At 34.1% G+C, this 19,807-nt stretch carries 23 protein-coding genes and 1 pseudogene; 13 read left to right on the top strand and 11 right to left on the bottom strand.

Annotated features, from left to right (window positions below; genetic code table 11):
• Positions 1–8: 8 nt before the first annotated feature.
• The 4 genes from rocD to AAFN75_RS13255 form a co-directional block, all read right to left on the bottom strand.
• Positions 9–1,289 (bottom strand): ornithine--oxo-acid transaminase, encoded by a 1,281-nt coding sequence (gene rocD, locus AAFN75_RS13270; RefSeq protein ID WP_411806776.1) that lies wholly within the window; start codon positions 1,287–1,289, stop codon positions 9–11.
• A 419-nt stretch (positions 1,290–1,708) separates the two neighbouring features.
• A complete protein-coding gene (locus tag AAFN75_RS13265; RefSeq protein ID WP_411806775.1) occupies positions 1,709–2,095 on the bottom strand; it encodes a DUF6768 family protein in 387 nt (128 codons plus the stop codon).
• Positions 2,096–2,100: 5 nt separating this feature from the next.
• On the bottom strand, positions 2,101–2,637 hold the full coding sequence (locus AAFN75_RS13260) for an RNA polymerase sigma factor (RefSeq protein ID WP_411806774.1): 537 nt from the start codon (positions 2,635–2,637) through the stop codon (positions 2,101–2,103).
• Positions 2,634–3,095 carry a hypothetical protein gene (locus AAFN75_RS13255; RefSeq protein ID WP_411806773.1) on the bottom strand — a complete coding sequence of 154 codons (462 nt, stop codon included), beginning with the start codon at positions 3,093–3,095 and terminating at the stop codon, positions 2,634–2,636. The genes AAFN75_RS13260 and AAFN75_RS13255 overlap by 4 nt, the downstream gene beginning before the upstream one ends.
• A 150-nt stretch (positions 3,096–3,245) precedes the next feature.
• On the opposite strand from AAFN75_RS13255, the gene rlmD reads away from it, so the two are divergent.
• The 3 genes from rlmD to AAFN75_RS13240 are packed head-to-tail and all read left to right on the top strand — an operon-like array spanning position 3,246 to position 5,982.
• Entirely contained in the window at positions 3,246–4,661 is a 1,416-nt protein-coding gene (gene rlmD / locus AAFN75_RS13250) for a 23S rRNA (uracil(1939)-C(5))-methyltransferase RlmD (protein WP_411806772.1), read from the top strand.
• A 6-nt stretch (positions 4,662–4,667) separates the two neighbouring features.
• Positions 4,668–5,216, top strand: coding sequence for a DUF6452 family protein (locus tag AAFN75_RS13245; RefSeq protein WP_144117113.1), 549 nt, complete (start codon positions 4,668–4,670; stop codon positions 5,214–5,216).
• Positions 5,182–5,982, top strand: a complete 801-nt coding sequence (locus AAFN75_RS13240) for a DUF6048 family protein (RefSeq protein ID WP_411806771.1) — start codon at positions 5,182–5,184, stop codon at positions 5,980–5,982. The genes AAFN75_RS13245 and AAFN75_RS13240 overlap by 35 nt, the downstream gene beginning before the upstream one ends.
• Before the next feature lie 7 nt (positions 5,983–5,989).
• Here the strand turns inward: AAFN75_RS13240 and AAFN75_RS13235 are convergent.
• Positions 5,990–6,316 (bottom strand): annotated as a pseudogene (locus AAFN75_RS13235) (OsmC family protein); the annotation flags it as partial.
• A 334-nt stretch (positions 6,317–6,650) separates the two neighbouring features.
• Here AAFN75_RS13235 and AAFN75_RS13230 point away from each other — a divergent pair.
• A complete protein-coding gene (locus tag AAFN75_RS13230; RefSeq protein ID WP_411806770.1) occupies positions 6,651–6,947 on the top strand; it encodes a Bor family protein in 297 nt (98 codons plus the stop codon).
• A gap of 258 nt (positions 6,948–7,205) precedes the next feature.
• Here the strand turns inward: AAFN75_RS13230 and AAFN75_RS13225 are convergent, their stop codons facing one another.
• Both AAFN75_RS13225 and AAFN75_RS13220 read right to left on the bottom strand, forming a co-directional pair.
• On the bottom strand, positions 7,206–7,685 hold the full coding sequence (locus AAFN75_RS13225; RefSeq protein ID WP_411806769.1) for an OsmC family protein: 480 nt from the start codon (positions 7,683–7,685) through the stop codon (positions 7,206–7,208).
• A 31-nt stretch (positions 7,686–7,716) separates the two neighbouring features.
• Positions 7,717–7,992 (bottom strand): winged helix-turn-helix transcriptional regulator, encoded by a 276-nt coding sequence (locus AAFN75_RS13220; protein WP_144117383.1) that lies wholly within the window; start codon positions 7,990–7,992, stop codon positions 7,717–7,719.
• 158 nt (positions 7,993–8,150) lie between these two features.
• Between AAFN75_RS13220 and AAFN75_RS13215 the strand changes: the two genes are divergently transcribed.
• Positions 8,151–8,663: a VOC family protein gene (locus tag AAFN75_RS13215; RefSeq protein WP_411806768.1), complete on the top strand. Its 513-nt coding sequence runs from the start codon at positions 8,151–8,153 to the stop codon at positions 8,661–8,663.
• A gap of 156 nt (positions 8,664–8,819) precedes the next feature.
• On the opposite strand, the gene AAFN75_RS13210 is transcribed toward AAFN75_RS13215, so the two are convergent.
• Positions 8,820–9,983 carry a THUMP domain-containing class I SAM-dependent RNA methyltransferase gene (locus AAFN75_RS13210; RefSeq protein ID WP_411806767.1) on the bottom strand — a complete coding sequence of 388 codons (1,164 nt, stop codon included), beginning with the start codon at positions 9,981–9,983 and terminating at the stop codon, positions 8,820–8,822.
• A gap of 335 nt (positions 9,984–10,318) precedes the next feature.
• On the opposite strand from AAFN75_RS13210, the gene AAFN75_RS13205 reads away from it, so the two are divergent.
• The 3 genes from AAFN75_RS13205 (at position 10,319) to AAFN75_RS13195 (ending at position 12,370) form a co-directional block, all read left to right on the top strand.
• Entirely contained in the window at positions 10,319–11,050 is a 732-nt protein-coding gene (locus tag AAFN75_RS13205) for a class I SAM-dependent methyltransferase (RefSeq protein ID WP_411806766.1), read from the top strand.
• An 85-nt stretch (positions 11,051–11,135) separates the two neighbouring features.
• Positions 11,136–11,810, top strand: coding sequence for a ZIP family metal transporter (locus AAFN75_RS13200; RefSeq protein WP_411806765.1), 675 nt, complete (start codon positions 11,136–11,138; stop codon positions 11,808–11,810).
• Positions 11,811–11,941: 131 nt separating this feature from the next.
• A complete protein-coding gene (locus AAFN75_RS13195; RefSeq protein ID WP_411806764.1) occupies positions 11,942–12,370 on the top strand; it encodes a DUF4268 domain-containing protein in 429 nt (142 codons plus the stop codon).
• Between the two features lie 94 nt (positions 12,371–12,464).
• On the opposite strand, the gene AAFN75_RS13190 is transcribed toward AAFN75_RS13195, so the two are convergent.
• From AAFN75_RS13190 to AAFN75_RS13180, 3 genes are read right to left on the bottom strand one after another with little or no spacing between them, the layout of a single operon-like run.
• A complete protein-coding gene (locus AAFN75_RS13190) occupies positions 12,465–12,974 on the bottom strand; it encodes a GNAT family N-acetyltransferase (RefSeq protein WP_411806763.1) in 510 nt (169 codons plus the stop codon).
• On the bottom strand, positions 12,964–13,590 hold the full coding sequence (gene trhA / locus AAFN75_RS13185; protein WP_411806762.1) for a PAQR family membrane homeostasis protein TrhA: 627 nt from the start codon (positions 13,588–13,590) through the stop codon (positions 12,964–12,966). Before trhA ends, AAFN75_RS13190 begins: the two co-directional genes overlap by 11 nt.
• A complete protein-coding gene (locus AAFN75_RS13180; RefSeq protein WP_411806760.1) occupies positions 13,591–14,268 on the bottom strand; it encodes a DUF4294 domain-containing protein in 678 nt (225 codons plus the stop codon). It lies immediately after the preceding gene.
• Between the two features lie 177 nt (positions 14,269–14,445).
• Here AAFN75_RS13180 and AAFN75_RS13175 point away from each other — a divergent pair, with 177 nt between their 5' ends.
• From AAFN75_RS13175 to AAFN75_RS13155, 5 genes are all read left to right on the top strand, one after another.
• Entirely contained in the window at positions 14,446–15,534 is a 1,089-nt protein-coding gene (locus AAFN75_RS13175; RefSeq protein ID WP_411806758.1) for a polysaccharide lyase family 7 protein, read from the top strand.
• A gap of 116 nt (positions 15,535–15,650) precedes the next feature.
• Positions 15,651–17,252, top strand: coding sequence for a T9SS type A sorting domain-containing protein (locus tag AAFN75_RS13170; protein ID WP_411806757.1), 1,602 nt, complete (start codon positions 15,651–15,653; stop codon positions 17,250–17,252).
• Between the two features lie 200 nt (positions 17,253–17,452).
• Complete coding sequence (locus AAFN75_RS13165) at positions 17,453–18,541, top strand: M42 family metallopeptidase (protein ID WP_411806756.1); 1,089 nt, start codon at positions 17,453–17,455, stop codon at positions 18,539–18,541.
• Positions 18,542–18,577: 36 nt separating this feature from the next.
• Complete coding sequence (locus AAFN75_RS13160; RefSeq protein ID WP_411806755.1) at positions 18,578–19,132, top strand: NUDIX hydrolase; 555 nt, start codon at positions 18,578–18,580, stop codon at positions 19,130–19,132.
• The gene (locus AAFN75_RS13155) at positions 19,129–19,803 is read left to right on the top strand and encodes a PrsW family intramembrane metalloprotease (protein WP_411806754.1); all 675 of its coding nucleotides are present in this window, start codon (positions 19,129–19,131) and stop codon (positions 19,801–19,803) included. The genes AAFN75_RS13160 and AAFN75_RS13155 overlap by 4 nt, the downstream gene beginning before the upstream one ends.
• Positions 19,804–19,807: the final 4 nt, after the last annotated feature.

Raw genomic sequence — 19,807 nt, 5'->3', positions numbered from 1 at the left:
ATATTTAATTAATTTTCAAATTGTTTTAACGTTTTCTTTATAATACTAACGCAATCCAATAGCTGAGCTTCCGTCATAACTAAAGGTGGTGCAAAACGAATAATATTACCATGTGTTGGTTTTGCAAGTAAACCATTATCACGTAGCGCTAAGCATATATTCCAAGCGGTATCACTCTCCTCATCATCATTAATAAGAATGGCATTTAGCAAACCTTTGCCACGCACTAAGTTAACAATGTTACTGGTTTTTATGTAATCATTTAATTCGCTTCTAAATAAATTACCAAGCTTATACGCGTTTTCTGCAAGATTTTCATCTCTAACAACCTCTAAAGCCGCCATAGCTACTGCTGCAGCTACCGGGTTTCCACCAAAAGTACTGCCATGGTTTCCTGGTTTAATTACATCCATTACATTATTATTAGCCAAAACTGCCGACACTGGATATACACCGCCACTAATGGCTTTTCCCAGAATTAAAACATCGGGTTTTACATCTGGTGATTTTTCACAATTTTTAGTTTCACAACTACAGTTACCACAAGTAGCTAATAAACGCCCCGTTCTAGCAATACCAGTTTGCACTTCATCGGCAATAAACAAAACATTATATTTTTCGCAAAGTGCTTTTGCCTTTGTTAAGTAATCATCGTTGGGTACATATACACCTGCTTCACCCTGTATAGGTTCTACTAAAAAACCTGCCACATTACTATTGGCTTTTAAAGTAGCCTCTAAAGCTTCAATATTATTATATTCAATTTTAATAAAACCATTGGTGTAAGGACCAAAATTTTTACGTGCCACAGGATCGTTAGAAAACGAAATTATAGTCGTAGTGCGTCCATGAAAATTATTTTCGCAAACAATAATTTCGGCTTTATTTTCATCAATCCCTTTTACCTCGTAAGCCCATTTTCTACAAAGTTTTAAAGCCGTCTCCACAGCTTCAGCTCCTGTATTCATAGGTAAAAGCTTATCAAATTCAAAAAACTCGCAAGCAAATTTTTCGTATTTACCAAGCATATCATTATGAAACGCTCTAGATGTTAAAGCTAAGGTTTGCGCTTGCTTCACCATAGCATTCACTATTTTTGGGTGAGAATGCCCTTGATTTACCGCAGAGTATGCCGATAAAAAATCGTAATACTTCTTGCCTTCAACATCCCAAACATACACACCTTCTCCCCTGTTTAATACTACAGGTAACGGATGGTAATTGTGTGCACCATACTTGTTTTCTAAATCTATCGCTTGTTGCGAAGTTAATTGGTCTAAAATTGCCATTTTAAAAAAATTTAAATATTAAAAATATGCAATTCCTTCTGCACCTTTATCCTTTCGAAAAGTCTCGAAAATTCAGCGTGGGAGAGAAATCATCCCTAGGAGGTGCGAAATTAATTAAAAAAAAACAAAAATATGTGACGTTTCAAATGTTTATGTGTCTTATTAGTAATTAGAAATAGTTAAAATAATATAAAACACGTATTACGTTTAAAAATATATAAATACTTAACCTCTATTAAAAATGGTAAGCTGCTTGGTATCCCAACTAATGCAGCTTTTCTTTTGCCCTTAATTTGGGCGTTACCACAAGAGTCGGGCTTTACATTACAAGTCCTCGCACTTCCTACGTCAGGCTGTGGGCTATCCATTTCAATCCCTAACGCAAATAGCTAATCGTACATTAATACGCTAAAATAACTTTAATCGGTAATCCGTCCAGATAATGAGGATACTTGTAGCTCTAATCGTTTAACCTCCCTAATAATGGCATTTTTATCCATTTGCATCCAAACGAATACTTTTAACATGCTAACTCCTATTAAAAAAACAAGACTTCCTAAACCCCATTTTAATAATTCCTTTGTGGTTTCTACATTAAAAAACTGAACTAAACAATAAATAAATAATCCGAAGAAAATTACCGTTACCAAGTTCATAAAGATTAAAATCCATTTATTTTTCCCTTGAAATAAACCAAAAATCATTTCTAGAACATTTTGCTCATGCAAATCTTCGTAGAATTTTGCTTCCTCCTCGGTTAATGTTTCTTTAATTAATGCGTCAATACTTTCTTTATCACTTTTCATAAATTCTAAGCTTTTAAAATTTGTTTTAATTTTTCTCTAGCATGAAATAGTCTAGATTTTACGGTTCCTTCAGAGACATTTAATAGCTCACTAATTTCCCTTAACGAGTATTCCTGTAAGTAAAACAACCTAATAACCACCTGTTGTCGCTCCGGAAGTTTTTGTATTATTTTAAGTAATTCGACTTTAACAGCCTCTTTTGTATCGCTTTCTTCAACAAAAGCAACTTGTTTCACCATTGACTCTTCAGTAATGGGGATTAAACGTTTATTGGTCTTAATCCAATTTAAAGACTTTGTATATACAATACGTAATGCCCAACCACCAAAGCTATCTGGAGTTTTTAATTGGTCTATTTTAGCAATAATAACGTTCCATGTTTCTTGGGCTATATCTTTAGCAACATCGGCATCTTTAACCAACCAATAGGCCTTTTCGCAAAACGTTTTGTGCCATCGTTTTACCAATTTTGTTAATGCCATATTATTTCCCAATTGAAATTGTTGCACCAACACACCGTCATTAGTCTTTTTCTTTTTCACCTTATCTTACTAAATATAAAGCGCCAAATACGCACCCATAAATTCCATTTAGTATGCTTCTTTTTGTCTAAAGCATTGTTTTCAATAGTATCAAAAGCATTTTCAATTAATGCATCATGAAGCCAGCGTATTACTAAAGCCCATTTTAATGTGGCTACTATACCTTCGGTTATCATAATAATACTATGTTTTACTTCAGTAGTATTATCGCCCAAATCTTTAATTTCAAATTTGTGAATCCCATTAAACCCATGTGGTTTTAAAAACCTAAACACTATTTCATCTCCCGGAATATTACCCTCTATTTCATATTGAATAATACCATGACCGCCTTTTGCACCTACGTTTAAGCCATCTTTAAACCGTATTGCCGGCCAATTAGTTTTTGGCCACACTTTGTCATCTTTACTAGATAAAGTTTCAAGTAAAAGGCCAACTTCATCTTTCGATAAATTCACATGCCGCCTATGTATATTTTCAACCTTCATACTGTTCTAAAGACCTTAAAAAACTAAAAAGGTTCATTTTATTTTTAAAGAATTATTATTTCCTTTAAAGTTAACCCAAATAAATCCGTTTTTATTACTGGCTATTATTATTTTTGCAGCATGTCAAGAAGAAGTAAACAAAGAAAACAAGTTTTTGAAAGCGTAGAAGTTATTGATGCTGGCGCTAAAGGAAAAACAATTGCAAAAGCACCAGACGGAAAAGTAATTTTTCTTCCTAACGCCGTGCCTGGTGATGTGGTAGATGTACAAACTTTTAAAAAACGTAAGGCTTATTACGAAGGTAAAGCCACGGTGTTTCATAAACTTTCAGATAAAAGAACCGAACCAGAATGTTCTCATTTTGGAACTTGCGGTGGTTGTAAATGGCAAAATATGGCCTACGAGCATCAGTTGTTTTACAAACAAAAAGAGGTAACTAATAACTTAACACGTATTGGACATATTGAGTTGCCCGAGATTACACCTATTTTAGGTTCGGCAGAACAGTATTTTTACAGAAATAAAATGGAGTTTTCGTTTAGTGATAGCCGTTGGTTAACACTAGAGGAAATTCAGTCGGATGAAGATTTAGGAGATAGAAACGCTCTAGGTTTTCATATTCCAGGTATGTGGGATAAAATTCTAGATGTTAAAAAATGCCATTTACAAGCCGATCCTTCAAACGCTATTAGGAACGCAGTAAAAACATTTGCTATTGATAACGACCTTGAATTCTTTAACACAAGAAACCAAACCGGATTATTAAGAACCATGATGATTAGAACCTCTACCACTGGTGACATTATGGTTATGATTCAGTTTTTTAAGGAAGACAAAGCTAAGCGCGAATTAATCTTGGACTTTTTAGCAGAAACCTTTCCACAGATTACGTCTTTACAATATGTAATTAACGGAAAAGCAAACGACACTATTTACGATCAAGAGGTGATTTGCTACAAAGGTACCGATCATATTTTTGAAGAAATGGAGGGCTTAAAGTTTAAAATTAACGCCAAATCGTTCTACCAAACCAACTCTAACCAAGCATTCGAACTATATAAAATCACAAGAGATTTTGCAGGTTTAACAGGAAACGAATTGGTTTACGATTTATATACTGGTACTGGAACCATTGCTCAATTTGTTGCTAAACAAGCTAGTAAGGTTGTTGGTGTAGAATCTGTACCCGATGCTATAACTGCTGCAAAAGAAAATGCACAATTAAATAACATAAATAACGTTGAGTTCTTTGTTGGCGATATGAAACAGGTTTTTAATACCCAGTTTATTGAAACCCACGGACAACCAGATGTTATTATTACAGATCCGCCAAGAGATGGTATGCACAAAGATGTGGTACAACAAATATTAAACATTGCACCAAAACGTGTGGTTTATGTAAGTTGTAATAGCGCTACACAAGCTAGAGATTTAGCTTTAATGGATGCCCAATACAAAGTGATTAAAACCCAAGCTGTAGATATGTTTCCACAAACTTTTCACGTGGAAAATGTTGTACTTTTGGAAAGAAGATAAATTTTGATGAAAAAAATAAGCCTCCTTTTTATAATTCTAATTATCGTTGGAAATTACAGTTGCGAACGCGATGATATTTGTCCGGACTCCACACCAACAACACCGCGATTAATTATAGATTTTATAGATGCTACGGATTCTGATATCTTTTTAAATGTTTCTGACTTAGTCGTTATTGGCGTTGAGAACGACGAATTTTTAGATGAGTATTTAGAAGATTATGTGTTTACGAATACTGATAATGTTATTTTGCCGCTTAAAACGACAGACAACACCACCGAATACATACTTGTTAGCGATGCCGAGGTAAATGATAATGATACACCCGATGATGATACAGATGATTTTATTGACGGTAATTATGATAAAATCATTATAAACTATAGCCGAGAAGAAGTTTACGTATCGCGTGCCTGCGGCTATAAAACTATTTTTAAAAATGTAACCCTAACCATAGTTGAGGACGACGATAACTGGATGATTTCTAGACAACCTTTAACCGATAATCAATCTGTAGAAGATGAAACAACAACACATTTTAATATTTCGCATTAGTACACTAATATGCCTTTTGTTATTTTGTGTGTCTGGACATTCACAAAACGATAGCATTGTTAGTACTGCAAACGATTCAACTAAAATAAAGCTAAAATACGGACTGCGTTTAGGTGGAGACATAGGTAAATTGGCACGTTCTTTTTTTGATGATGATTACAGTGGTTTTGAAATTATGGCCGATTATCGCTTAAAAGAAAAAATGTATCTCGCTGCCGAATTAGGTTTTGAAGAAAAAAACACCATAAACGATTATTTAGATGTTACAACCACCGGAAGCTATATAAAAGGTGGTGTAGATTTTAATATGTATGAAAACTGGCTAGACATGGATAACATGATCTATACTGGTTTTCGTGTGGGCGCAAGTACTTTTAGTCACGATTTAAATAAATTTACAGTTTACAGTATCGATCAATATTGGGCACCACAATATACCTCCGAAGAGAATCAAGAATTTAAAGGTTTAACCGCGATTTGGGCAGAAATTATTTTAGGAATGAAAGCCGAATTATTCAACAACTTTTATATTGGCTTAAATTTACAATTAAAAGCTTTAGTTACCGAAACGGTTCCTGATAATTTTGAAAACGTATACATCCCAGGGTTTGGAAAAACCTATGATAGTAGTAGAATTGGCACAAGTTACAGTTACTTTTTAGCGTATAGAATCCCGCTATTCAAAAAAGTAAAACAATCTAAAACCACCGAATTTACGAAGCCAGAAAAAGACTCTAGACCGCCACCACCAAGAGACAGACCTTAAAAAGCATCTACTTAATTATTATTTGCGCTTGATGCGTAATTGGAAAATTACAAGAGTTAGCGATAAAACATAAGCTATTAGCTTTGTCATGCAACGCTTTAGCGAGTTCCAATTGCGAAGCATCATTAATGGTTACCACGGGTTTTAAAGTTACTTTACTAAAATGCCCACTACCCGATGGCTCAACATCTAATATAGCCTCGGCAGTATCGGTATAACTTACAACCTCAATGTTATTTTGCGAACACACATATAAATAAGAAATCATGTGGCACGATGCTAAGGCGGATAACAATAAATCTTCGGGGTTATAACGCGTGTCGTCCCCACGAAAGGGTTAATTATATTGCTGATAATTTTGCAAACCTAAATTACTCGCGATTTTTAAAATGTTAGACAGCAATTGAATTTGGTGTCAGTTAAACTACTTTTTAGTTTGTAGAATTTCACTTTTTAAGAAGGTAATAAGTTTTTTTTAGCTCTAATACTTTGTTGATAAGAGGGTTAGTTTTTTTTAACAAATATTATTAAATCTTCCCTTATTTCATTTGCTTTTTCTTACATGTTTAAGTTAAATTAGCTTCTTAATTTACTGTTAATTGTTTTAATAATAAACATCTAAGAGTAAACAATTTAACAAATTATTTAATTTTAAAAATCAAACAAAAATGATTAAAAAAACAATGAGATTATTTACAATTGCTTTTACAGCATCAATTTTTTTAACTTCTTGTTACTCTTATACCAGCGTTGTTGGTGAAGGGGCAAAAGGCAATACAGAAATAACTAAATGGAATCACTATGTGATTTACGGACTAGCTCCAGTTGGTGTTTCTGACACTAAGGAAATGGCAAATGGTTCTGAAGATTACACTATTTTCACAAGACATTCTTTTGTTAATGGGCTTGTAAACGCTATAACTTTCGGTATTTATGCACCAACAACTACCACTGTAAAATATTAAATAATATTTAAACAAGAATGAGCGGTATTAGTACCGCTCATTTTTTATTTTTATGAAAAAAGCAATTCATTATATAGCCATTATAGCATCATTAGTATTCTTATATAATATTATTCAAATTCTATCTTTAGGTTTATCCAAACTGAGTGAATTTGGTTATGGCGCTTTGGTAGGTAAAACAATTTTATTTATAATATCTCTTATAATTGTTTTAATTACCAGGACAAAAAAGCAATAAACCTTTTACACCAAATTATCTTATTCCTTAGTTACTAAAACCTCCGCATAATGTTCTATTGGAAAATTACAAGAGTTAGCGATAAAACATAAGCTATTAGCTTTGTCATGCAACACTTTAGCGAGTTCCAATTGCGAAGCATCATTAATGGTTACCACGGGTTTTAAAGTTACTTTACTAAAATGCCCACTACCCGATGGCTCAACATCTAATATAGCCTCGGCAGTATCGGTATAACTTACAACCTCAATGTTATTTTGCGAACACACATATAAATAAGACATCATGTGGCACGATGCTAAGGCCGATAACAATAAATCTTCGGGATTATAACGCGTATCGTCCCCACGAAAGGGTTTAGCGGCCGAAACTTCTAAAGGTGTGTTTTTATTAGCAATTGTTACCTCGTGGTTTCTACTAAAACCTCTTGGGTTGGCTGTGGTTTCATTGTCGCCAATTTGCCAATTTACCTCGGCTTTAAATGTGTGTTTAAAAGACATAACTAGTTTTCTTAATATTACAGCTAATTAATTAGCGTTTACAATCTTCCATTCCCCAAGCATCTAAGCTTCTTAAAATAGGCTCTAAAGATGTTCCTCTTTCCGTTAAACTATACTCCACTTTAGGCGGAACAACCGGAAATACTTTTCGGTTAATTAGGCCGTCTTTTTCCAATTGCCGTAAGGTTTGGGTAAACATTTTATTAGAAATGCCAGGTATCTTTTTTTGTAATATGCCCGAACGTAAACCACCTTCTAGTAAATGGAATAAAACCAATGGTTTCCATTTTGTACCTATTAAATTCATGGTGTAATTTAAAGGACAATTAATTTCTTTTTTCAAAATTTACACATTTAATTATCTATAAATCAGCAATTAACTCTTTTAGTTAGGTATATTACATTTGGGTAAGTTATTGCCAATTAAACAAATATAGAATATTTTTGCAATCTAAATTATGTATTATGACAACAAATAAAGATTATCCTAAGTCCTTTTCTCATATTGGACTTACTGTACCAAATATAAACGAAGCTGTAAAATTTTATTCGGAAGTTATGGGATGGTATGTTATTATGGAGCCTTCAAAAATTAAAAAAGAAAAAGAAACCGCCATTGGCCAAATGTGTATTGATGTTTTTGGTGACGAGTGGACCGAGTTTGAAATTGCCCATTTAGCAACTTCCGATGGTATTGGGGTTGAGTTATTTTCGTTTCCGCATGGCGTAAAAGAGGCTCCGGAATTTAATCCATTTAACACTGGGCTTTTCCATTTTTGCATACAAGACCCAAATATTGAGGACTTCATTGAAAAAATTATAGCTTACGGTGGTAAACAACGTATGCCTATTAGGGAATACTACCCGGAAGACAAACCTTTTAAAATGTGCTATGTTGAAGACCCTTTTGGGATTGTTTTTGAAATCTATACGCATAGTTATGAGTTAACGTATTCTTCAGGTGCTTATACTAAATAGGAGTTGCTATTTTTAGAAAATAAATTTGTTATAAATAAAAAAATCCTGCAATTGCAGGATTTTTATTTTTACATAGCTATCTACGCTATCTCTACTATCTTAAACTAGTAAATTGAGCACGTCAAAAAATTAACAGATTCCTGCTTTCGCAGGAATTTAGTCTTTGTTCATGTATTTACCTTTCTTACTACCTTCATACATAACATACTTTACTAAACGCGATTCTAGTTTGGCGTTGAATAAATGTATTTTTCTTGAAGGACGTAAGCCTACATGTTTTAAAGCATCTAGGTTTGAGGTAATAAACCACGCATCGGTACCTGGATAATTTTGTTTTAACGTATCTCCAATGTTGGCATAAAACTCTTCCATATCGATATTTAAACGCTCGCCGTAAGGAGGGTTAAATACCATATGTAGTTTGTTTTCGCCCGCTTTTTGTGTTTTAAAGAAATCTTCGTGGCGCACCTCGATAAAATCTTCTAATTGAGCGTTTTTTACATTATCTATAGCTTTTGAAACCGCACTAGGAGCTTTATCATACCCTGTAATTTTATGATGAAAATCGCGAGTTTTACCTAGCAAGGATTCTTCAATTTTTTCGAAAAGCTCGACATCCCAATCTGGCCAGCGCTCGAAAGCAAATTCTTTTCTCATAAGGTTTGGCGGAATATTACACGCTATCATAGCGGCTTCAACGAGCATGGTTCCGGAACCACACATAGGGTCCATAAAATCGGATTGACCATCCCAACCGGATAACATAATTAAACCTGCTGCCAATACTTCGTTTATTGGTGCAATATTGGTTGCTGTTTTGTAACCACGTTTGTGCAGAGAATCTCCCGACGAATCTAACGAGATTGTACAACGACGCCTATCGATATGTACATTAATTTTTACATCTGGAAATTTAAGATCTACGTTTGGGCGTTGACCATCGGTTTCTCTAAATTTATCTACAATGGCATCTTTTGTTTTTTGTGCTATGTAAAGCGAGTGCGTAAATAAATCGGAATGAATAGTAGCATCGATAGCTAAAGACCCTGTAGGTTTTAGATATTGGGTCCAATCCATTGCATAAATTTTATCGTATAAATCTTGCTCGCTATTTACATTAAACGAATGTATGGGTTTTAATATTTTAACTGCTGTACGCAATGCTAGGTTACATTTGTACATGAAGCCCTTATCGCCAGAAAAAGCAACGTTACGCACGCCCTTTTTTACATGCATTGCACCTAATTGTGTAAGCTCGTTGGCCAATAAATCTTCAAAGCCAAATAAGGTTTTGGCAACCATATTGAAATTTTCTCCCATTTTTTTCGTCTTTATACGTAAAGCAACTTAAATTTTAAATTCTCTGCTTTTTCTTTTTGCTTTTAACTTGTTTAAATTTTTAAACCGTAACTCAGGCTATGCTTAAAAATTCTGCCTTGTTATAAACAAAAATAAATGTCGCTAAATTACCTAAAAACCCAATTACATTAGGTATTACATTGCAAAAATAACGTAATTTTGCGGCAAACATAACGTTTATTGATAAATCCGGGTTAAGGATTGAAGTGGAAAGCCCACAGCACCTTTTTTGGTGCGAGGACTTGTAACGAAAAGCCTGACCGCGCTTTTGGGCGTGGTAACCCCCAAACAACACTATGACTAACAACACAACGACTTGGTTTTCTTCTTGGTTTGACACGCCATATTATCACATTTTATACAAGGACAGGGACGACACAGAGGCGCAAGCTTTTATGGAAACCTTAACGGATTATTTGAATATTCCGGAGGGCGGCACTATACTTGATTTGGCTTGTGGCAAGGGCAGGCATGCGTTATACCTTAATAAAATTGGCTACGATGTTACGGGTGTAGATTTAAGCGAAAACAGCATAAAGTTTGCTAAACAGTTTGAAAACCACCGCCTTAAATTTGATGTGCACAACATGTGTAAACCATACCATAAGGAGTTTGATGCGGTTTTTAATTTGTTTACTAGTTTTGGCTATTTTGAGGATGATGCCGATAATTTAAAAACCATAAAATCTATTAAAGCGGAGTTAAATGAATTTGGTTTTGGGGTTATAGATTTTATGAATAGTGAGTTTGTTATTGATAATTTGGTGCCCGAGGAAATTAAAACTGTTGATGGCATCGATTTTCATTTAAAACGCTTTGTTGAAGATGGATATATTATAAAAGATATTACTTTTACGGCCGATGATAAGTTGTATAATTTCCAGGAGCGCGTTCGTGGTTTTACTTTAGCGGATTTTGAATTGCTTTTTGAACAGGCTGGTGTGTATTTATTAGAGGTTTTTGGTGACTATAAATTGAGAAAATTTAGCGCTAAAACATCGGAACGCTTAGTGATGATTTTTAAATAAGTCGAACTGTATGTGACACCAAATTATTTTGACTGTTATAGATTATTTTAGATTGAGTTTTAAATTTGAATAGTATTTTTTTTGAATGGATAAGTTTCTTTTACCTTTATTGGCGGTAGTTTTAGGTTTTATTTTAGCGCTTATAACTAAAAAGCAAAAATCGTGGAACACCAAGCTATTACTTTCTTTTAGTGGTGCTTTTTTATTGGCATTAACGCTTTTTGAATTGCTTCCGGAAGTGTACGACCATTTAGACACAAAACTTACTGGGCTTTTTATAATGTGCGGTATTATGCTGCAAATCGTATTGGAATTATTCTCGAAAGGCGCCGAACATGGGCATGTACACATCCATAAAAATGAAACTGTTTTCCCTTGGTTATTATTTGTTAGTTTGTGTATACATAGCTTTTTAGAAGGCTTTTCTATACACGACCATAATGATATGGTTTATGGCGTTCTAGTGCATAAAATACCTATTGCGACTTTAATTACCATGTTTTTATTACAATCCAACTACACGAAATTACAAATTGGTGGCTTTTTAGTGGCTTTTGCTTTTATGACTCCTTTAGGTACTTGGATTTCGCATAACTCAACCTTTCTTGCCGATTATGCACACATGATAAACGCTGTAGTTATTGGTATATTTTTCCATATTTCGACTACCATTTTGTTTGAAAGTGGCGACGGACATAAGTTTAATTTCTCGAAGTTTATTTCGATTATATTAGGTGTTGCGGTGGCTTACTTAATATAGTTATAAGGTGATGGTTATTTGTTATTGGTTTATTAATACCAAATAACTGTTAACTAGCAAGCACAACCCAATAACCAAAAGCAATTAACCAAAAGCAATTAACCAACATCAAGTAACCAATAACCAATTAAATGTTTAGCAAAGAAGAATCAAGACGTTTAAGAGAAGAATTTTGGACCAGCTTTGGAAAATCGTTTCCACGGAAATGGGTATTGTACGATACCAAACTGAAAGGCTTTAGTTTTAAATTTCATTTTGATAATAGAACGGCTTTAGTAGCTCTAGATCTTGAGGACGATTTAGAACACCGCATTAAATATTGGGAAAAACTAGTGGCTTTAAAATCGATTCTGTTGGACGATTATCTTCCTGAAGCTACTTACGACGAAGAATATTTTTTAGAAAACAAAAAAGAGATTTCTAGAATTTACGTGCGTTTAGAGCAAAAAGTATCGATACATAACAAAAACTCCTGGCAAGATGTTATGGTGTTTTTTAATTTACACATGAGCTTGTTTGAGGCTTTTTTCGAGGAATATAAAGAGGTAATTGAGGGCTGATATTCCTGCCAACGCAGGAATCTGATACATGGAAAACGCTTTTACAATACTTACTTAAAAAACTTAATTCTTGGTGTATAGATGAGGTTCCTGCCTACGCAGGTATTTGTTTAACCATCTCATAATCGTCCATAATAAAACCATTTCCAATATCGGCAACAATAGGTCCGATATTTTTAAACCCTAGTTTTTCATAGGCTTTAATTGAATTTGTATTATGAATATTTACAGTTAATCTTATTTTATTAAGCTGGTACTGTTTAGCTTTATCCTCAACAAAAGCCATGGCCGTCTTGCCTATTTTTTTTCCTCTATAAGTGCTCAACACATAAATTTTACTTAAAAACAAAGCATCGGTTTCCTTCTTTATGGAGATATAGCCAACGGAAACTCCTTCGAATTTTAAAATATAATATGCATAGCCATTTTCAACTTGCTCTGTAATAGGTTTTACCGATTGAAATTTTTCTAGCATGTAATCTATTTGTGGCTTACCAACAATAGGAATATAATGCTCGCGCCAAATAACACCTGCTAAGGTTTCTATTTGAAGGTAATCTTTAGTGGTGTTAGCTTCTACAATTTTTATTTTATCAAATAACATAATTAAAAATCATTAAAAAGTGAAAAACGGCTCCCGCCAAAACAAACAAGTGCCAAATAACATGATTGTACGGTATTTTATCAATGGCGTAAAACACAATACCAACGGTATAAGCCATACCTCCTGCAAATAGCCAAAAAATGCCTTGTTCGCCTATTTGGTTGGAGAGGTTTGGAAAATCGAAAACAATTAGCCAACCCATTACCAAATACAATAAGGTAGAAAAAAGCTCGAACCTTCCTGTAAAGAACAATTTTAAAATAACGCCAAAAGCTGCTATACCCCAAACTATAAAAAAAAGAACCCAACCTAAGGACTCATCTAACGAAATTAAACATACCGGTGTGTATGTACCTGCTATTAAGAAGTAAATACTAATATGATCTGCAATCCTAAAATAGTGCTTATCCCGCTCCTGTTTTACAGCATGATAAAATGTAGAGGCTAAAAACAAAATAACAATAGAAAGCCCGTAAAGTATAACACTAAACAAACTCCAATCTGTTTTATTGGTATTGTGTGTTAAAAGTAATACCAAGGCAACAACACCAAATAAGGCACCCAAAGCATGGGTTATACTGTTTAGTTTCTCTTCGAATGGCGATTGAATACGCATTTATTCAGGAGATTTTTGATGCACCCATTTATTGGTTAAATCGTAAAAATCAAATTCGATTGCCGATTTTTGACGTTCCAAGCGTCCGCTTTGAAAATTTCGTTGTAAAATATCTTCAATTAAATAATCTTCTTTTTCGTTTTCTGGGTCGTACTCGCGTTTTAAAGAAATATCGAACATACTTGCTGTTGTATTATACCAAAAGGCTCGCCAACCGTTGCGCAGGTCTTTAACAAGCTCGAAAGCCGTTACACCGGTTTGCCTGTGAATGAGCTTTACCAAAATCTGTCCTTCGGTACGGGTCATTTTTTTTAATTCTTCAGAAAACTCACCTTCAATATACTTTTGTACGCGCTTGGTGTAGCGTTTTTTATCTCGGTTTTTAGTAAGTGTCATCATGCGCGAGTTCATAGAATCTAATCGTTCGGCAGCCATTTTAGCATACGGATATACTTTAATGGTTTTTCGGCGTAGAATTAAATATCTAATTCTGTCCTTTTTACTATTAAACTCCAATCTATGTAATAGCATGACTTCATCTAAATCTATAGATGTTCTAGGTACCGAATCGCCTTTAATAATAAGGTACTTTTCAGACACAGAATCCTGCTTAATTTCTTCTATTTGAGCGAAGAGTAAGACAGGGAAAAATATAAGTATGTATTTTAAGTATTTCATGCAATAAACAATGGGACATTTATTATGCCAAAAATACTCATTTTATCATAATTGAGACCGTTGAAAATTGAAATAATCAAGATACTTGGCTGTCCAAGAGAAAAAAACGATAACTTTGTTACTATCTACAAACTTCAATAAAACAACATTTTAACTAACATAATATCCATAGCAAAAATGAATAAAAAATTTATAGTACCTCTATCCACATGGTTAGTTTTTAGTACATTCTTAATATTAAGTAGCTGTAACAACGGTGCTAAAAAAACTGAAACATTAGAAACAGAAAAAAGTATTTATGCTAGCGACGTTATTTCGTTTTTTAACGATTGGAAATTGATTTTAGGTGATGGCTCTAACGTTGGAAAAGCTATAAATTTTGAGCATAAAGATTTTTTCTATACTGAAAATGATGGCGAAAATAATTGGGTAGTTTTTAAGGCTCCTAATGCGGGCGATACACACGGAACATCGAACAATATTAGAACAGAATTAGCACAGGTAAAAAAGTTTTATCCTAAAACAGCTAACGATAAATTAACGGCAACACTTAAGGTTATGAATGTTTCTACTACTGGTGATGCGCGTGTAGCAGCTACACATGCTGTGGTAGTTGGACAAATTCATAGTGCCGATAAACACGAAAACGAACCGCTTAAAATATTTTACAAAAAATTCCCAGGCCATACAAAAGGATCGGTATTTTGGCATTATGAAATTAATACCGCTGGCGATGATAATTCTGGACGATGGGATTATTCTTCGGCTGTTTGGGGTAACGATTTTTCTGTTGTTGGAACCGAGGCTAATGCGTATCCAGAAGAACCAAAAGATGGTATTGCTTTAGGTGAAGAATTTAGTTATGAAATAGAAGTCGTAAACGGTATTATGACGCTAACCTTCTCGAGCAAAGGGCACGACACAAAAACATTTACAAAAAACTTAATAGAATCTGAATACACCGCAACTGCCGACATACCAGAACAAACCCAAAAATTATTTGTTCCTCTGGGGCAAGATGGTGTGGAACGCCAAGAAGCATACACAGGCGAAGGTTTATTTTTTAAATTAGGCTGTTACAACCAAACCAATGGAAAATCTCCTGAAATAAACAAAAACTGGTGTTCTGGAGCCGAAACCCATGGTGGCAATCTTGAAAAACAATATGCCGATGGTAATTATGCCGAGGTATGGTTTAAAACTGCAAGTTTAAGAATTAGTGATGCCTCGGTATCTAACCAAGAGTATTTTGATAAAAATGATTAATTCTCATTAGTTCTTAAAAAAACATATCTATTTATAACAACTTAAATTTTGGTTTAAGCCAAAAATGCTTCGCTTAATCTTAACTAAATACTATTTAAAAACTAATTATTTTACCAATGATAAAACTAAACACTCCTATTTTATTCTTATTATTAACCTATTTAGGATTCGCCCAAAACACTTACACAGGCAATCTTACACTAACCACGCAAGCAGAAATTGATGCCTTTAATTATACTGAAGTTACTGGGGACTTAACTGTCGATGAAGCTACAGCTGGTAATATTTTAAATCTTAATGGATTAGCGACACTTGCTCAAGTTGGTGGGCAATTAAGAATTTTTAGAAATGAGCAGCTTACATCATTAAACGGCTTGGAAGCTCTTGTTTCTGTTGGCGGCATTTTACGCATAGATTCAAATAACTTAATTACTTCGTTAAGTGGCTTAGAAAACCTTGCTTCCGTAGGTTCTAATTTACATGTTACTAGTAATTGGGCGCTTACCACATTAAATGGCTTGGATGCTCTTGCATCAGTAGATGGCGAGTTAGATATGGACAGAAATTATAGCCTTACTAATCTTTGTGCTATTTCAGGATTATTTGGAGATGGAGCAGGACAAATTTCAGAAGAAGAATATGTTTTAATTGGAAATGGTTACAACCCCACTTATACAGAAATACAAAATATGACCGATTGCAGTATTACATCTACGGCTACCGTTTATGCTGGAAGTATTATACTAACTAGTCAAGCTGAAGTTGATGCGTTTTCTATTACTCAACCAAATATAACAGGAAGCTTAGTAATTACGGAAGCCACACCAAATAATATTACTAACCTAAACACTTTAACTAGTATTAATACCATTGGTGGTGAAGTATTTATACAAAGTAACGATGCACTAACTTCTTTAAGTGGTTTAGATAATTTAACAACTGTTGGAGGTAATTTTTTTATTGATGATAACTTTAGTCTTACGTCTTTAAATGGCTTAGATGCGCTTTCTACTGTTCGCGATTATTTTTATGTGTATAGAAACGAATCTATTATCACTTTAAGTGGCTTAGATGCACTTACTACTGTTGGTCGATTTTTTAGAGTTAGAGACAATCAATCTCTTACTGCTTTTAATAGCTTAAATGCACTGACTACCGTAGCTACAAGTTTTTGGGTTTGGGATAATAATGAACTTGTTTCTTTTAACGGGTTAACTAATTTAACGACCATAGGCGAAAATGTTCAAATTTTTCAAAATGATGCTCTTACCTCATTAAACGGTTTGGACAATCTTACGTCCGTTGCTGGAAACTTAAATATAAATACTAATATTGAACTTGAAGAATACTGTGCCATTGGCTCTTTAATTGGTGATACGGATCCGGGGCAAATATCGGAAGCTGAATATTCTGTTTTCGATAATGGGTATAACCCAACTTACACAGAAATTCAAGGAACTACTACGTGTAGCACACTTTCAGTTAATGCTGAAGTTAAAAGCACATCTATTCGTGTTTTTCCTAATCCATCTAATAACTATATACAAATCTCTGGAATTTCAGAAAAGCTTAGTTATAGCCTATATGATACTTTAGGGAAAGCAGTAAAACAGGGATCTATTTCTAACAACGAAAAAATTAATATTATTAGCCTACCTAAGGGCTTATATTATTTAAATATTGGTAATACTATTTATAAAAAAGTTATTACCAAATAGTATAACATTAATACTAACTCTATGTCAATAATTTAGAATAAGCTTGCGTTAGGGATTGCAAAGGAAAGCCCGCAGCCTGACGAAGGAAGTGCGAGGACTTGTATTGGAAAGCCCGACCCTTTATGGGTAACGCCCAAAAACTTTAAATTAAGAAACAATTATAGATAATATATTATTATTTTAGTACAAAATTTATATAAATGGCAAAGAAGAGCATATTGAACAAAAAGTCTATGGACTTTTTAGAAAAATATTTAAATAACGCGGCACCAACAGGATATGAGTGGGACGGACAAAAGCTGTGGATGGATTATTTAAAACCGTATGTTGATGAATTTATTACAGATACTTATGGTACTGCGGTTGGGGTTATAAACCCAAAGGCAAAATATAAAGTGGTTATTGAGGGGCATGCCGATGAGATTTCGTGGTATGTTAATTACATATCGGATAACGGTTTAATTTACGTGATTAGAAATGGTGGTAGCGACCACCAAATTGCACCTAGTAAAATAGTTAACATCCATACTAAAAATGGTATTGTAAAAGGTGTTTTTGGGTGGCCTGCAATACATACGCGTAATAAGGCTAAAGAACAGGCGCCTAAGCCAGATAACATTACTATTGATGTTGGTGCAAAGGACAAAGACGAGGTTGAAAAAATGGGAGTTCATGTGGGTTGCGTAATTACGTATCCGGATGAGTTTCATATTTTAAATGGTGATAAATTTGTTTGTCGTGCATTAGATAACCGTATGGGTGGTTTTATGATTGCGGAAGTGGCACGTTTACTTAAAGAAAACAAAAAAACGTTACCTTTTGGTCTTTACATTACCAATTCGGTTCAAGAAGAAATAGGTTTACGTGGCGCAGAAATGATTACGCACACTATTAAACCAGATGTAGCTATTGTTACCGATGTTACTCACGATACTACTACGCCAATGATTGAACCTAAAACGGCTGGATTTCTAGAAATTGGTAAAGGCCCTGTTGTGGCTTATGCTCCGGCAGTACAACAAAAATTAAGAGATTTAATTACAGATACGGCTGAGGCTAAGAAAATTCCTTTTCAACGTTCGGCTTTATCGCGTGCTACAGGAACCGATACCGATGCTTTTGCATACAGCAATGGTGGTGTTGCTTCGGCATTAATTTCGTTACCATTACGCTACATGCATACTACCGTAGAAATGGTACATAGAGATGATGTTGAAAATGTTATTAAATTAATTTACGAAACATTACTAAAAATAGAAGACGGAGAAACGTTTAGCTATTTCAAATAAAATTTAAGCCTCTTAACCGAGGCTTTTTTTAGGTTTATGGACGAATATTTAGATATTGTTGATGCCCAAGGACATCCTACAGGAAAATCGGAGTTAAAATCGATTATCCATACCAAGGGCTATTACCACCACACGGCGCATATTTGGTTTTATACTAGCGATGGTAACATATTACTGTCGCAACGATCGGCAAAAAAAGCTATTTGCCCTTTGCTATGGGATGTTTCTGTAGCAGGACATATTGATGCTGGCGAAACTATAGAATCTGGATCCATTAGAGAGATTGAAGAAGAAATTGGACTATCTATTTCAGAAAAAGCACTACACAAAATTGGTGTTTTTGAATGTTTACAGTCTTATGATAATGGTATTATTGATAATGAATTTCATAATACGTTTATTGCCGAATTAAATGTGCCACTGGAAAAATTAATAAAACAAGAGGAAGAGGTTGAAGCTTTAAAACTAGTATCTTTTGAAGACTTTAAAGCACTTATTAGATCTATTGGTAACAATAACAACCATTTTGTACCTTCCAATAAAGCTTATTACGAGTTTGTTTTACAAGCTATAACTAAACATATAAAATGAGTTTATTACTTGTAGCCATTGCTCCTGTTTTCATAATTATACTTTACATTTATTTAAAAGATAAGTACGAGAAAGAACCTAGACGACTGCTTCTTTATAATTTTCTGCTTGGTGCCGTTGTTAGCATTATTATCACTTCTATTTTGTATTACGTTTTCGACATAGTTTTACCGCTAACCAACAAAACAAGCATATTTGAGCAATTTATAAAAGCATTTTTTGTTGTTGGCTTAATTGAAGAGTTTAGCAAATACATTATTATAAGATATTTTGCACAATCTAACAAAGCGTATAACGAGCCTTTTGATGGTATTGTTTACGCCGTAATGGTATCGATGGGTTTTGCTGCCACCGAAAACATTTTTTATGTTGCATATGGTGGTTTCCATACTGCCCTTGCCCGGGCTTTTACTGCTGTTCCAGCTCATGCTACTTTTGGCATTATTATGGGCTATTATATGGGTAAAGCTAAATTTTCGAACAACAAAGTAGCGTTAAACCTAATTGGATTATTTTCGGCCATACTATTTCATGGCGCTTACGATTTTTTCTTGTTTATAGACTTTGTTCCCGGTATTTGGGTTGGTGCTTTTTTGTCTTTATTTATTGGTATAATGCTATCTAGAAAAGCTATTAAAACGCATCAAAACAGATCGCAATTCAAAATTTAAACAG

The sequence above is a fragment of the Algibacter sp. AS12 genome, from assembly GCF_046736315.1.
In the GTDB taxonomy this organism is placed as follows: Bacteria; Bacteroidota; Bacteroidia; order Flavobacteriales; family Flavobacteriaceae; genus Algibacter_B; species Algibacter_B amylolyticus.
Note: the sequence above shows the minus strand (reverse complement) of the source record. Positions and strands in the feature narration are given on the sequence as shown.

Excerpts from the sequence above, each read along its gene's own strand:
- AAFN75_RS13230 (WP_411806770.1), top strand. The coding sequence starts at position 6,651 with ATGATTAAAAAAACAATGAGATTATTTACAATTGCTTTTACAGCATCA.
- AAFN75_RS13175 (WP_411806758.1), top strand. The coding sequence starts at position 14,446 with ATGAATAAAAAATTTATAGTACCTCTATCCACATGGTTAGTTTTTAGT.
- AAFN75_RS13155 (WP_411806754.1), top strand. The coding sequence starts at position 19,129 with ATGAGTTTATTACTTGTAGCCATTGCTCCTGTTTTCATAATTATACTT.
- AAFN75_RS13220 (WP_144117383.1), bottom strand. The coding sequence starts at position 7,992 with ATGAATTTAATAGGTACAAAATGGAAACCATTGGTTTTATTCCATTTA.
- AAFN75_RS13240 (WP_411806771.1), top strand. The coding sequence starts at position 5,182 with ATGAAACAACAACACATTTTAATATTTCGCATTAGTACACTAATATGC.
- AAFN75_RS13170 (WP_411806757.1), top strand. The coding sequence starts at position 15,651 with ATGATAAAACTAAACACTCCTATTTTATTCTTATTATTAACCTATTTA.
- AAFN75_RS13215 (WP_411806768.1), top strand. The coding sequence starts at position 8,151 with ATGACAACAAATAAAGATTATCCTAAGTCCTTTTCTCATATTGGACTT.
- trhA (WP_411806762.1), bottom strand. The coding sequence starts at position 13,590 with ATGCGTATTCAATCGCCATTCGAAGAGAAACTAAACAGTATAACCCAT.
- rocD (WP_411806776.1), bottom strand. The coding sequence starts at position 1,289 with ATGGCAATTTTAGACCAATTAACTTCGCAACAAGCGATAGATTTAGAA.
- AAFN75_RS13180 (WP_411806760.1), bottom strand. The coding sequence starts at position 14,268 with ATGAAATACTTAAAATACATACTTATATTTTTCCCTGTCTTACTCTTC.
- AAFN75_RS13200 (WP_411806765.1), top strand. The coding sequence starts at position 11,136 with ATGGATAAGTTTCTTTTACCTTTATTGGCGGTAGTTTTAGGTTTTATT.
- AAFN75_RS13190 (WP_411806763.1), bottom strand. The coding sequence starts at position 12,974 with ATGTTATTTGATAAAATAAAAATTGTAGAAGCTAACACCACTAAAGAT.
- AAFN75_RS13225 (WP_411806769.1), bottom strand. The coding sequence starts at position 7,685 with ATGTCTTTTAAACACACATTTAAAGCCGAGGTAAATTGGCAAATTGGC.
- rlmD (WP_411806772.1), top strand. The coding sequence starts at position 3,246 with ATGTCAAGAAGAAGTAAACAAAGAAAACAAGTTTTTGAAAGCGTAGAA.
- AAFN75_RS13195 (WP_411806764.1), top strand. The coding sequence starts at position 11,942 with ATGTTTAGCAAAGAAGAATCAAGACGTTTAAGAGAAGAATTTTGGACC.
- AAFN75_RS13165 (WP_411806756.1), top strand. The coding sequence starts at position 17,453 with ATGGCAAAGAAGAGCATATTGAACAAAAAGTCTATGGACTTTTTAGAA.
- AAFN75_RS13265 (WP_411806775.1), bottom strand. The coding sequence starts at position 2,095 with ATGAAAAGTGATAAAGAAAGTATTGACGCATTAATTAAAGAAACATTA.
- AAFN75_RS13210 (WP_411806767.1), bottom strand. The coding sequence starts at position 9,983 with ATGGGAGAAAATTTCAATATGGTTGCCAAAACCTTATTTGGCTTTGAA.
- AAFN75_RS13205 (WP_411806766.1), top strand. The coding sequence starts at position 10,319 with ATGACTAACAACACAACGACTTGGTTTTCTTCTTGGTTTGACACGCCA.
- AAFN75_RS13245 (WP_144117113.1), top strand. The coding sequence starts at position 4,668 with ATGAAAAAAATAAGCCTCCTTTTTATAATTCTAATTATCGTTGGAAAT.
- AAFN75_RS13160 (WP_411806755.1), top strand. The coding sequence starts at position 18,578 with ATGGACGAATATTTAGATATTGTTGATGCCCAAGGACATCCTACAGGA.